The 12,561-nt window shown below is 54.7% G+C and carries 14 protein-coding genes; 6 read left to right on the forward strand and 8 right to left on the reverse strand.

All coding sequences use genetic code 11. The features are described 5' to 3' along the window. Positions 1-15 precede the first annotated feature (15 nt). The gene (locus AC2A1E_RS11435) at positions 16-507 is read right to left on the reverse strand and encodes a YajQ family cyclic di-GMP-binding protein (protein ID WP_024913870.1); all 492 of its coding nucleotides are present in this window, start codon (positions 505-507) and stop codon (positions 16-18) included. Between the two features lie 168 nt (positions 508-675). Here AC2A1E_RS11435 and panE point away from each other — a divergent pair, with 168 nt between their 5' ends. Together panE and yajL are read left to right on the forward strand one after the other, a co-directional pair. Beyond that, complete coding sequence (panE, locus tag AC2A1E_RS11440) at positions 676-1,587, forward strand: 2-dehydropantoate 2-reductase (protein ID WP_484383844.1); 912 nt, start codon at positions 676-678, stop codon at positions 1,585-1,587. Beyond that, positions 1,550-2,140: a protein deglycase YajL gene (yajL, locus tag AC2A1E_RS11445; RefSeq protein WP_484383845.1), complete on the forward strand. Its 591-nt coding sequence runs from the start codon at positions 1,550-1,552 to the stop codon at positions 2,138-2,140. The genes panE and yajL overlap by 38 nt, the downstream gene beginning before the upstream one ends. Before the next feature lie 38 nt (positions 2,141-2,178). Here yajL and thiI read toward each other — a convergent pair whose 3' ends face one another. Continuing rightward, positions 2,179-3,627: a tRNA uracil 4-sulfurtransferase ThiI gene (gene thiI, locus AC2A1E_RS11450; RefSeq protein WP_484383846.1), complete on the reverse strand. Its 1,449-nt coding sequence runs from the start codon at positions 3,625-3,627 to the stop codon at positions 2,179-2,181. 415 nt (positions 3,628-4,042) lie between these two features. Here thiI and xseB point away from each other — a divergent pair, with 415 nt between their 5' ends. The 4 genes from xseB (at position 4,043) to AC2A1E_RS11470 (ending at position 8,183) form a co-directional block, all read left to right on the forward strand. Continuing rightward, a complete protein-coding gene (xseB, locus tag AC2A1E_RS11455; protein WP_459399648.1) occupies positions 4,043-4,306 on the forward strand; it encodes an exodeoxyribonuclease VII small subunit in 264 nt (87 codons plus the stop codon). A gap of 5 nt (positions 4,307-4,311) precedes the next feature. Next, positions 4,312-5,214 (forward strand): (2E,6E)-farnesyl diphosphate synthase, encoded by a 903-nt coding sequence (gene ispA, locus AC2A1E_RS11460; protein ID WP_484383847.1) that lies wholly within the window; start codon positions 4,312-4,314, stop codon positions 5,212-5,214. Positions 5,215-5,247: 33 nt separating this feature from the next. Next, positions 5,248-7,110 carry a 1-deoxy-D-xylulose-5-phosphate synthase gene (dxs, locus tag AC2A1E_RS11465; protein ID WP_484383848.1) on the forward strand — a complete coding sequence of 621 codons (1,863 nt, stop codon included), beginning with the start codon at positions 5,248-5,250 and terminating at the stop codon, positions 7,108-7,110. 98 nt (positions 7,111-7,208) lie between these two features. Further along, complete coding sequence (locus tag AC2A1E_RS11470) at positions 7,209-8,183, forward strand: aldo/keto reductase (protein ID WP_484383849.1); 975 nt, start codon at positions 7,209-7,211, stop codon at positions 8,181-8,183. A gap of 56 nt (positions 8,184-8,239) precedes the next feature. On the opposite strand, the gene pgpA is transcribed toward AC2A1E_RS11470, so the two are convergent. The 6 genes from pgpA to nrdR all read right to left on the reverse strand — a co-directional run bounded on the left by pgpA (position 8,240) and on the right by nrdR (position 12,352). Then, a complete protein-coding gene (gene pgpA / locus AC2A1E_RS11475) occupies positions 8,240-8,728 on the reverse strand; it encodes a phosphatidylglycerophosphatase A (RefSeq protein WP_459399652.1) in 489 nt (162 codons plus the stop codon). After that, the gene (gene thiL / locus AC2A1E_RS11480; RefSeq protein WP_484383850.1) at positions 8,725-9,711 is read right to left on the reverse strand and encodes a thiamine-phosphate kinase; all 987 of its coding nucleotides are present in this window, start codon (positions 9,709-9,711) and stop codon (positions 8,725-8,727) included. Before thiL ends, pgpA begins: the two co-directional genes overlap by 4 nt. A gap of 45 nt (positions 9,712-9,756) precedes the next feature. Then, positions 9,757-10,173 carry a transcription antitermination factor NusB gene (nusB, locus tag AC2A1E_RS11485; protein ID WP_484383851.1) on the reverse strand — a complete coding sequence of 139 codons (417 nt, stop codon included), beginning with the start codon at positions 10,171-10,173 and terminating at the stop codon, positions 9,757-9,759. A 21-nt stretch (positions 10,174-10,194) separates the two neighbouring features. Next, on the reverse strand, positions 10,195-10,665 hold the full coding sequence (gene ribH / locus AC2A1E_RS11490; protein ID WP_459399655.1) for a 6,7-dimethyl-8-ribityllumazine synthase: 471 nt from the start codon (positions 10,663-10,665) through the stop codon (positions 10,195-10,197). 111 nt (positions 10,666-10,776) lie between these two features. Next, on the reverse strand, positions 10,777-11,892 hold the full coding sequence (ribD, locus tag AC2A1E_RS11495) for a bifunctional diaminohydroxyphosphoribosylaminopyrimidine deaminase/5-amino-6-(5-phosphoribosylamino)uracil reductase RibD (RefSeq protein ID WP_484383852.1): 1,116 nt from the start codon (positions 11,890-11,892) through the stop codon (positions 10,777-10,779). Between the two features lie 10 nt (positions 11,893-11,902). Continuing rightward, the gene (gene nrdR, locus AC2A1E_RS11500) at positions 11,903-12,352 is read right to left on the reverse strand and encodes a transcriptional regulator NrdR (RefSeq protein WP_037394689.1); all 450 of its coding nucleotides are present in this window, start codon (positions 12,350-12,352) and stop codon (positions 11,903-11,905) included. Positions 12,353-12,561: the final 209 nt, after the last annotated feature.

A 12,561-nucleotide genomic window follows, 5' to 3' on the forward strand; every position in this document is an offset into this window, starting at 1 on the left:
GCGGCCCTGGTTATTTTAATCACGGAAGTTCTTGAACTGGAACGGCTGCCCCAGATCGGCACCACGCACCAGCGCCATCACGCTTTGCAGATCGTCGCGTGCCTTGCCGGTGACGCGCACTTCATCACCCTGAATCTGTGCTTGCACTTTCAGCTTGCTGTCTTTAATCAGCTTCACAATTTTCTTCGCCAACGTCGTCTCAATACCTTGCTTCAGCTTGGCTTCAACACTGTAGGTTTTACCACTGTGGGTCAGTTCTTCCGGGATCTCCAGAGCACCGCCATCAATGCTGCGTTTGCTCAGTTTTTCACGCAAGATATCCAGCAGTTGCTGCACCTGGAAGTCGGACTCGCTGGCGACTTTGATGCTTTCATTTTTCTCGTTCAGCTCAAAACTGGCCGGGACGTTACGGAAATCCCAGCGCGTACTGAGATCGCGCGTTGCGTTCTCAACGGCATTGCGAACTTCCTGCATATCAATTTCAGAAACGATGTCGAAAGATGGCATACTTCTTCCTCCTGAATGAGAGCCTAAGCGATTTCGATGCGGTGCATGATACCTGCTTTACGACCGCAGGCAAAATTCCGATATCACTGCCGGGCAAGACGCTTGGCAACAGAAAAGCCTATAATAGGCAGATTCATCAGCGGTATTCCCGGACACCAAGGAGATTGAATGAAAATAACCATTCTTGGTTGCGGTGCGCTCGGACAACTGTGGCTTTCGCGGCTCTATCAGCAAGGCCACGACGTACAGGGATGGTTACGGGTCCCCCAACCATTTTGTGCGGTGAACGTGATCGAGCCTGACGGCGTATCGTTCAACCGTAATTTACCCACCAACGACCCCGAACATCTTGCGCAGAGTGAACTGTTGTTAGTGACGCTGAAAGCCTGGCAGGTTTCCGGTGCCGTCACTGCGCTATTGCCTAAGCTGAACCCACATTGCGCTATTTTGCTCCTTCACAACGGCATGGGAACGCAGGACGAACTGCCACCCCATAGTCAGCCGCTGCTGCAAGGTACCACCACTCATGCAGCACGTCATGATGGCAACACCATTGTTCACGTAGCGAACGGGGTGACTCATATCGGCCCCATCACGCCGCAGGCTATCCATCTCAGCCACTTGGCAGAAGTGCTACATCAGGCGCTGCCGGACGTTGCCTGGCATAACCACATTGCCTCCGCCAGTTGGCGCAAGCTGGCGGTTAACTGCGTAATCAATCCACTGACTGCTCTGTATGGCTGCCACAACGGCGATCTACAGCGTTACCCGGAACAGATAGAAATGCTCTGCCGCGAAGTGGCCAGCGTGATGGAAATGGAAGGCCACCATACTTCGTGCGAAGATCTGATGTCCTACGTTATGCAGGTGATCCAACTCACGGCGGACAACATCTCCTCAATGCTGCAGGATATCCGCGCCCAGCGGCATACCGAGATCGACTACATTACCGGCTATTTGCTGCGGCGCGGACGCAGCCACGGTATTCCTCTGCCAGAAAATACCCGTTTGTTCGAATTAATTAAACGAAAGGAAAATGAATATGAGCGTGTCGGTGTTGGTTTGCCTAGCACCTGGTAGCGAAGAAACAGAAGCCGTTACCACTATCGATCTCCTGGTGCGCGCCGGGGTGAAGGTCACTACCGCCAGCGTAGCCGGTGATGGCAACCTGACCATCATCTGCTCACGCGGCGTGAAACTGCTGGCTGACGCGCCGCTGGTAGCGATTGTGGATGACCCTTTCGATGCCATTGTCCTGCCAGGGGGAATTAAAGGGGCTGAATGCTTCCGCGATAGCCCGTTGCTGGTAGAAAAAGTCCGCCAAATGCACCTACAGGGCAAGATTGTTGCCGCAATCTGTGCCGCGCCTGCGCTGGTATTGCAGCATCACAAACTGTTCCCGGTAGGGAACATGACTGGTTTCCCCAGTCTGAAAGAGCAAATCCCACCGGATCAGTGGATAGAAAGGCGTGTCGTTTTTGATCCGCGCGTCAATCTGCTCACTAGCCAAGGACCGGGCACTTCAATGGAGTTTGCGCTAAAGCTGATCGATTTGCTCTTGGGTAAAACCAAAGCCGCAGAGGTAGCAGCACAGCTAGTGCTGATCCCCGGCATGTACGATTTCAGCAGTTAAATTTGTATCGGCAGAACAGAGCGCCTGCCGATCCAACCTTACGGGCGATATACCTTAACGTTGGCGTAGCCTTGTTCCAGCAGATACAGCGCCTGCAAACGGCTCATTACACCGCGATCGCAATACAGCAGATAGGTCTTGCTCTGGTCGAGATCGCCAAACTGGCTGCTCAGCTTGTAGAACGGCAGCGATTTGACCTCAACCTGCGCCAGTTGCAACGGTTTCTCTTCCTGTTCGTCGATGGAACGAATATCCAGAATCACCTCGTCAGCCGCAAATTCAGCGACGGTTTCCACTTCGGTAACCTGTTCCCGCGCCTCTTCTGCGATGGTGCGGATATCCACATTGCGCGCTTCACGCACCACCCGCTGCAGAATCTCGAAGTCAAAGTTACCCTCTTCTTCTTCAATTTTGGTTTTCACCGCTTTGACCGTCGGGTTCTTCGAAATCACACCGCAGTATTCCGGCATGGTTTTGGCGAAGTCCTCAGTGCCAATTTCCCGCGCCACCTTGATGATGTGCTCTTTATCGTGCGAGATCAGCGGGCGCAGGATCAGCGTATCGGAAGCATTGTCGATCATGCGCAGGTTAGTGAGCGTCTGGCTGGATACCTGGCCCAGCGCTTCGCCGGTCACCAACGCCTGCACGCCATAACGCTCAGCCACCTGGGAAGCGGCGCGCACCATCATACGCTTGAGCACCACGCCCATCTGGCCGTCATCCACTTTTTCCAGGATCTCACCCACCACTGGCTCAAAATCGATCGCCACAAAACGCACCTTGTGCGAGCTGCCAAAACGATTCCACAGGTAATACGCCACCTGCTTGACGCCGATTTCATGCGCTGCGCCACCCAGGTTAAAGAAACAGTAGTGCACGCGACAGCCACGGCGCATCAGCATGTAGCTGGAAACACCGGAGTCAAAGCCGCCAGAAATCAGTGAGAGTACATCTTCCTGGGTACCGATCGGATAGCCGCCAATGCCTTCGCGGCGGGATTTAACCAGCATCAGCTTGTCGTCTTCGATCTCCAGATTCACCGTAACCTGCGGATGCGAAAGCTTAACGCGCGCGCTTTCGATGTGCTGATTCAGGCCGCCGCCCACGTAGCGTTCCACATCCTGCGAACTGAACTCATGCTTGCCACGGCGCTTAACCCGCACGCAGAAGCTTTTACCTTCCAACTGTTCACGGTAGGTTTCCAGCGTCTGTTCGAAGATATTGTGCACATCGGTATAAACGCGATCTTCTACTTCAAGGATATGATGAATGCCAGGAATGCGGGTTAATGCCTCAGCGATCACCGGGCGTTGATTTTCGTTTTTGGCTCGAACTTCGATAAAATCCCAGTGACGGACCACCGCCAGCGTTTCATCATACTGCTTCAGCACGTTGCGGATATTGGTTGTCAGAATCTTAATGAAGCGCAAGCGCACAGATTGACTCTTGATGGTGATTTCTGGGAACAATTTAATGATAAACTTCATGGCGGTTTTTATTGTCTGATAAGAATTACGGGGTAAAAGATTTATATCCTGAATCTTTCGAGCGGCGGCAGTTGGCTGCAACTTAAAAGCTATTAGGTATACAATGGCGATAAGAATGATAAAACTTCGAACCTGACGAACTTTTATCATTCTTATACTCTAAATAATTCGAGTTGCATGAAGGCGGCAAGTGAATGAGTCCCCAGGAGCATAGGTAACTATGTGACTGGGGTGAACGAGCGCAGCCAACGCACAAGCAACTTGAAGTATGACGAGTATATCTGGGCGCGAAGTATATCACTATCTGCTCACGCGCCGCGCGCAAAACCATACATTCACGCCATGATTTGCTAATCAAGATCCGCTAGGATAGGCTCTGGCACCACTGTTCACATGATGATGTAAAAAGAAAATTATGCCGAAAAAACCTGCACAATCAGACAGTAAAGAGCAAAGCATCAGCTTTGAAAACTCCCTTAGCGAACTTGAGCACATCGTGACACGCCTGGAATCGGGCGAACTGCCGCTGGAAGACGCGTTAAACGAGTTCGAACGTGGTGTGCAACTGGCACGTCAGGGCCAACAAAAATTGCAGCAGGCAGAACAACGCGTACAGATCCTGCTCAACGACAGCAACGACGATGCTGCTCTGGCACCTTTTACCCCGGACGCTGAGTAATTACGATGTCTGATTTTCACCACCAGTTACAGGCTTTCCGCCAACGCAGCGATCGCGCGTTGCTGGACTACATTGCGCCGCTGCCGTTCAATAACGGCAAGATGGTTGAAGCCATGCGCCACGGCGCGCTGCTGGGCGGCAAACGTCTGCGCCCGTTCCTGGTTTACGCGACCGGGCAGATGTTTGGCCTGTCACTGAATAATCTCGATGCTCCCGCCGCTGCGGTAGAGTGCATTCACGCCTATTCGCTGATCCATGACGATTTACCGGCAATGGACGACGACGATCTGCGCCGTGGTCAACCCACCTGCCACATCAAATTCGGTGAAGCAAACGCCATTCTGGCTGGCGATGCCTTGCAGACGCTGGCATTCTCAATTCTGGCCGATGCCGACATGCCCGATGTGGCGATACGCGATCGGCTGGCGATGATCTCTGAACTGGCAGCCGCCAGCGGCGTTGCCGGAATGTGTGGCGGCCAATCGCTGGATCTGGAAGCGGAAGGTCAGCACGTCGATCTGGCTGCGTTAGAGCAGATCCACCGCCACAAAACTGGTGCGTTAATTCGTGCAGCAGTTCGCTTGGGAGCCCTGGCTGCCGGTGAACCGGGCCGGGTGGCGCTACCGCAGCTCGATCGTTACGCCGCCGCGATCGGCCTGGCGTTTCAGGTGCAGGATGACATTTTGGACGTGGTGGGCGAAACCGAAAAAATCGGCAAACGCCAGGGAGCGGACCAGCAACATGGAAAGAGTACCTACCCGGCCTTACTTGGGCTTGACAGCGCACGGGCAAAGGCGTGGGATCTCTATCAGGAAGCCTTGGCTGCGTTAGAGTCTTTGGCAGCACAATCTTACAATACGGCGCCATTACGTGCGTTAGCCAGCTTCATCATTGAACGCGACAATTAACGTATGACGTTAATCCTCTGATATGAGTATCGAATGACCCTTGATATAGCCAAATACCCGACATTGGCGCTAGCGGAAAACCCGGATGAGCTTCGCTCATTGCCAAAAGAAAGCCTGCCGAAGCTGTGTGATGAACTGCGGCAATATCTGCTGGACAGCGTCAGCCGCTCCAGCGGCCATTTTGCGTCCGGGCTGGGAGCCGTTGAACTGACGGTGGCACTGCATTACGTCTATAACACGCCGTTTGATCAGTTGGTCTGGGACGTTGGGCATCAGGCTTATCCGCACAAGATCCTGACCGGCCGCCGCGATCGCATCGCCACTATCCGCCAGAAAAACGGGCTGCATCCCTTCCCATGGCGCGCCGAAAGCGAATATGACGTGCTTTCTGTTGGTCATTCTTCTACCTCGATCAGCGCCGGTCTTGGCATTGCGGTAGCGGCAGCGCGTGAAGGTAAAGGCCGCCGTACCGTCTGCGTGATTGGCGACGGTGCCATCACCGCCGGAATGGCGTTCGAAGCCATGAACCATGCCGGTGACATCACCCCAGATATGCTGGTGGTGCTGAATGACAACGAAATGTCGATCTCGGAAAACGTCGGTGCTCTGAACAATCATCTGGCGCAGTTGCTGTCCGGCAAGCTCTATTCCACGCTGCGCGAAGGCGGCAAGAAGGTGCTTTCCGGCCTGCCGCCGATCAAAGAGCTGCTGAAACGCACGGAAGAACATCTGAAAGGCATGGTGGTTCCCGGAACGCTGTTTGAAGAGCTGGGCTTTAACTACATCGGCCCGGTGGATGGCCATGATGTACAAGGCTTGGCCGCCACGCTGAAAAACATGCGCGATCTGAAAGGTCCGCAACTGCTGCATATCATGACCAAAAAAGGCCGTGGTTATGCTCCAGCCGAAAAAGACCCTATCAGTTTCCACGCCGTGCCCAAGTTTGATCCCGCCAGCGGTACTCTGCCGAAAAGTGCTGGCGGCTTGCCAACCTACTCGAAGATCTTTGGTGAATGGCTGAGTGAAACCGCCGCCAAAGACAGAAAATTGATGGCTATCACCCCCGCCATGCGTGAAGGTTCCGGCATGGTGCAGTTCTCCCGCGATTATCCGCAGCAGTATTTCGATGTCGCGATCGCCGAGCAACACGCGGTGACCTTCGCGGCTGGCCTGGCGATTGGCGGCTACAAGCCGGTGGTGGCGATCTACTCCACCTTCCTGCAACGGGCTTACGATCAGCTGATCCATGACGTAGCCATCCAGAATCTGCCGGTGATGTTCGCTATCGATCGCGGCGGCATTGTCGGGGCCGACGGGCAAACTCACCAAGGGGCGTTCGATCTCTCCTTCCTGCGCTGCATCCCGAATATGGTGATCATGACGCCAAGCGACGAAAACGAATGCCGCCAGATGCTGTATACCGGTTACCACTATAACGATGGCCCAAGCGCGGTGCGCTATCCGCGCGGGAGCGGTACAGGTGCCACGCTGGAACCGCTGGCCGCATTGCCGCTCGGCAAAGGCATCGTGCGCCGTGAAGGTGAGAAAGTGGCAATCCTCAACTTCGGTACTTTGCTGCCGGAAGCCACCGCCGCCGCCGAGGCAATGAATGCCACGCTGGTAGATATGCGTTTTGTTAAACCGCTGGATGAACAGTTGGTGCTGGAAATGGCTGCCAGCCATGAAGTGCTGGTCACATTGGAAGAGAATGCCATTATGGGTGGCGCAGGCAGCGGCGTTAACGAGTTGCTGATGGCCAAACGCCGGGTGGTGCCGGTACTAAATATCGGCCTGCCGGATTATTTTATCCCCCAAGGCAGCCAGGAAGAGATCCGCAGCGATCTGGGGCTGGACGCCGCTGGCATTCAACGTCAGATCGAAAACTGGCTGGCATAGTTCCCCCCACCACTCTCTTCATCCTGTAAACGGGCGCAGCATGCGCCCGCATAGCCTTTCCGTACCGTTATCGTCTGAATGCTAAACAGGAGATAGGCATGCAATATCTGCAACTGGGTAACACCGATCTGAATATTTCTCGCATCTGCTTGGGCTGTATGACCTACGGCGAGCCTACGCGCGGTAATCACGCTTGGACGCTGCCGGAAGAAAATAGCCGCCCGTTGATCAAGCAGGCGCTGGATGCCGGTATCAACTTTTTCGATACCTCCAACAACTATTCCGATGGCAGCAGTGAAGAAATTCTTGGCCGTGCGCTGCGTGACTATACGCGCCGTGAAGAGGTGGTGATCGCCACCAAAGTCTATAACGCCATGAGCAATCTGGAACGTGGCCTGTCGCGCCCTAAGATCATGCAATCCATCGTCGACAGCCTGCAACGCCTGGGAACCGACTACGTTGATCTGCTGCAAATCCACCGCTGGGATTATGAAACCCCGATTGAAGAGACGCTGGAAGCGCTGCATGACGTGGTGAAAGCCGGTAAAGCGCGTTATATCGGCGCCTCCTCAATGTTCGCCTGGCAGTTTGCCAAAGCGCTGTACACCGCCGATCTGCACGGCTGGACGCGCTTTGCTACCATGCAAGATCAGTACAACCTGCTGCAACGCGAAGAAGAACGTGAGATGCACCCGCTGTGCGCTGCCGAAGGGGTTGCGGTACTGCCCTGGAGCCCGCTGGCACGCGGCAGGTTGACGCGCCCATGGGGTGAAAGCAGCGCACGGCTGGTTTCCGATCTCTATGGCAAAACGCTGTATGACAAAACGGAAGAGATCGACGCGCTGATCGCCGCGCGCGTAGCCAATATTGCGGAAAAACGCGGCGTTCCTCGTGCGCAAGTGGCGCTGGCATGGTTGCTCAGTAAACCGGTCGTTACCGCGCCGATTATTGGCGCATCACGCAGTGAACATCTGCAAGACGCCGTGGCCGCCATTGAGCTAAAGCTCAGCCCCGAAGAGATTAGCGAGTTAGAAACGGCCTATATACCGCATCAAGTTGTAGGTTTTGAATAGCAGAGGGTTCAAATCAGCGGAGCCAAAAAAAGCCTTCTGGCCCCGCTGAATCAACGTCAAATCGGCCAATAATGGCCAATCAGATAGATAATCCCGGCGGAGAGTACCCCGGCAACAATATCGTCGACCATGATCCCGGTACCGCCGTGCACGTTACGATCGAACCAGCGGATCGGCCAGGGTTTCCAGATATCCAGAATGCGGAACACCACAAACCCGCCAGCGACCCATTGCCAACTGTTGACCGGCAACGCCATCAGAGTGATCCACATCCCGACGAACTCATCCCAAACGATACTGCCGTGATCGTGTACCCGCATATCTTTCGCGGTGCGGTGGCACAAATAGACGCCAATACAGATACTGAACATCACCAGCAGCGAATAGAGTTGCCACGGCAGTTGGATCAGCAATAGCCAGAATGGGATCGCCGCCAGCGACCCCATGGTTCCCGGCATGATCGGCGAAAGCCCGCTGCCGAAACCGGTCGCCAGCAGGTGCCACGGGTTGCTCATGCGCAACCGACGTTTTGCTTCATCCTTCATAGGCTTGGCTCTAGATTGAAGTGATCAAAACCTTTCCATGGCAGCGTAATCTCTCTGTTGTCACGATAGAACTTCATGCCTTCGGAACTCGGGCCAATCTGGCCAATGCAGGTATAATCTGCGCCCAAGTGGCTTAACGCCACTTCCAACGCCCCGCGATTGATTTCCGGCACAGTAAAGCATAGCTCATAGTCTTCACCGCCGGTCAGCGCCCAACGCAACGCCTGCTCGGCATCGGTGTTGCCGGTTAACGCCTGTGATATGGGCAGTTCGTCCAATTCGATGCGCGCACCGCATTCGCTGGCTTTCAGCACGTGCTGCAAATCTGAAATCAGGCCGTCAGAGATATCGATCGCCGAACTGGCCAGATCGCGTAACGCCTGGCCCTGCAACACACGTGGCTGCGGGCGCAGATGGCGTTTCACCAGATATTCACGGGCTGCCTGATTATCGACCGACAAACGATCCTGTAGGATCGCCAGCCCGGCGGCACTATCACCCAGCATACCGGTCACGTAAATCCAGTCGCCAATACGCGCACCAGCACGCGTCAACGCGCGCCCTGCGGGAATAAGCCCGTTGATGGTCAAGGTCATGCTCAGCGGGCCACGGGTGGTGTCGCCACCGATCAGTTGCATACCGTAGTAATTCAACTGTTCGAACAGGCTATCGCTAAAGGCTTTGAGCCAGGCTTCGTTAACCTCGGGCAACGTCAGCGCCAGCGATAGCCACGCTGGATCGGCGCCCATGGCTGCCAGGTCGCTCAGGTTAACGGCCAATGCTTTGTAACCGAGATCGGCCGGATCGATATCCGCCAAGAAGTGAACACCCGAAACCAAGGTGTCGGTACTGATGGCTAAAAGCTGTTTCTCTGCCACTGTCAGGAGTGCGCAGTCATCTCCAATGCCCAACTGTACGTCCCGGCGCAGACTCTTAAACCGGTCAAAATAGCGAGCAATGAGGTCAAATTCGCCGCATGCCATGGTCAATATTCCAAAGAAACTAAGGCCGGAAAACCGGCCTTAAATTTATTTTTTCTTGCGGATGCTGGGTGCCGCTTTATCCAGCACCCCATTCACAAACTTATGGCTGTCTTCAGCGCCGAAGGTTTTCGCCAGTTCGATCGCTTCGTTGATAGCCACTTTGTAAGGGACGTCTTCACGCATTTTCAGTTCGAACAGCGCAATGCGCAGGACGGCTTTTTCCACCTGGCCCAATTCATCGAGCTGGCGTGACAGGTATGGCGTCATCAGATCGTCCAACATACCTGCATTCACTGCCACACCGGACAGCAACGCACGAAAATAGGCGATGTCAACATCTTTGACATCCTGCTCCGTCAGGAACTGGTGTTCAACATCGGCAATGTCATTTTTAGACAACTGCCAAGAGTAAAGCGCTTGAACAGCGCACTCACGAGCGCGGCGACGAGCAGCAGGTTTCACGGAATTCCCCTTAGACTAAATTCAGGCTTTAATGGCTTTAATTACATTGATCATTTCAAGTGCGGTCAGGGCAGCTTCTGCACCTTTGTTGCCCGCTTTGGTACCGGCACGCTCGATCGCTTGTTCGATGCTCTCGGTGGTCAGAACGCCAAAGGCAACCGGGATCTCGCTATTCAGCGAGACATTACCCAGGCCAGAGCTGGCTTCACCCGCCACATACTCGAAGTGCGCGGTGCCCCCACGGATCACGGTGCCCAGTGCAATCACCGCATCGTATTTGCCGGTATTCGCCAGCACGCGTGCAGTCAACGGCAGTTCGTAAGCGCCTGGAACCCAGACAACGGTGATGTTGTCATCAGCAACCTGGCCAATGCGCTTCAGCGCATCAATGGCACCTTGCAGCAGGCTGTCGTTGATGAAATTGTTAAAACGTGCAATTGCGATCGCCACACGGGCATTAGGAGTAGCAACAACACCTTCGATAACTTTCATGGGCTTTCCTTAAAAATGGGTTCAATACCCCGCAGGGGGGCGGATTCTATCATATTCTTTACCTGCCTGCGCGGCGGTTTTGTAAAACCTTGGCTGCACGGCAGGCGGAGGCTACAGACTAAACTTGGCTTTCAAGCGCAGACGCAGATCGGGGCCGATCTGGCGTACTTCGCTGAAGACGAATTCCGGCGCATCGGCCAGTTGTTCCAGGCCCGGCAACTGACACAGGCCACGGCCACCATCGCCCAGCAATTTTGGCGCGACGTACACAATAAGTTCATCGACTAGCCCGGCTTGCAGCAGAGCACCCGCCAGTTTGGCACCGGCTTCAACCCAGATGGAATTCACCTGGCGCTTGGCCAGTTGCATCATCATCACCACCAGATCGATACCGCCACCCAGTGCAGGGAACGACAGTTGTTCGACACCCTGCGGCCAACGCTGATCGTCCGGTTGCAGGCGAGCCAGCCAGGTTGATCCCGGCTGTTGTATCAACCGATGTTGTGGTGTGACCCGGTTTTGGCTGTCGAGGATAATCCGCACAGGCTGCCGCAGGTTTTCCTGCGGGTAAATCTGCCGGGTTGCGCTATCCAGCTCATCCCAACGTACCGTCAATGCAGGATCATCCGCCAGCACGGTGGCGCTGGTGCTGAGGATGGCTGAACTTTCAGCCCGCAAACGCTGCACGTCCTGCCTAGCCTGCGGAGAAGTAATCCACTGGCTTTCTCCTGACGCCATAGCCGTGCGACCATCCAGTGACGCCCCTAACTTCAACTGAACATAGGGGAATCCGGTACGCATACGCTTCAAAAAGCCCAGATTGACCGCTTCGGCCTCTGCCAGCATCAAGCCATGATGAACTTCGATACCGGACTGCTGCAATTTATACAGCCCACGTCCGGCCACCTGCGGATTAGGATCCTGCATTGCGGCCACCACACGGCTGACGCCCGCAGCAACCAGAGCATCGGCGCATGGCGGCGTGCGGCCATGATGGCTGCAAGGCTCAAGCGTCACATAAGCCGTGGCACCGCGCGCCTGTTCACCCGCCATACGCAAGGCATGAACTTCTGCGTGGGGTTCGCCAGCGCGTAAATGGTAACCTTCTCCCACAATGTTGCCATCGCGCACGATCACGCAGCCCACGTTGGGGTTAGGTGCGGTGGTGAAACGCCCTAACCGCGCCAGTTCAAAGGCGCGTGCCATGTAAAATTCATCGTTGTGCATGCGGATCCTGTTAATCCTGCAGTTTGGCGATCTCTTCGCCGAATTCACGGATATCTTCAAAACTGCGGTACACCGAGGCAAAACGGATGTAAGCCACTTTATCCAGCTTCTTCAGTTCATCCATCACCAGATTGCCGACCATTTTGGTGGGAACTTCACGTTCACCGGTAGCACGCAACTGGGATTTGATATGGCTGATAGCGCTTTCTACGTCATCAGCGCTAACCGGGCGTTTTTCCAACGCTTTCAGCATGCCACGGCGCAGTTTATCTTCGTTGAAGGGTTCACGGACCTCATCGCTTTTAACCACCCGCGGCATCACCAGCTCGGCAACTTCGAAAGTGGTAAAACGTTCGTTACAAACCAGACATTGGCGACGACGGCGCACCTGCGATCCATCCCCCACCAGGCGAGAATCAATAACTTTGGTATCAACGGCAGCGCAGAAAGGGCAATGCATAACTCGTCCTGATAAACGTTTTTATAGTTAAGAATAGTTTACCCCGAAGTTAGGCCACAACAAAGGCCGGCGGGTATTTGTTGCGAGCCACTGTCATGAATGAGCCTACGCCCTTAATGATTCAAGTTGCTGGAAAGCAGTGGCACAGTGACCCAGACATCATGTTTGGCGCCCGCAGACAGATAAAGAAAGAGCGCCAAATGGCGCTC

It is taken from the genome of Serratia sp. HNCC26DJ206 (assembly GCF_057180605.1).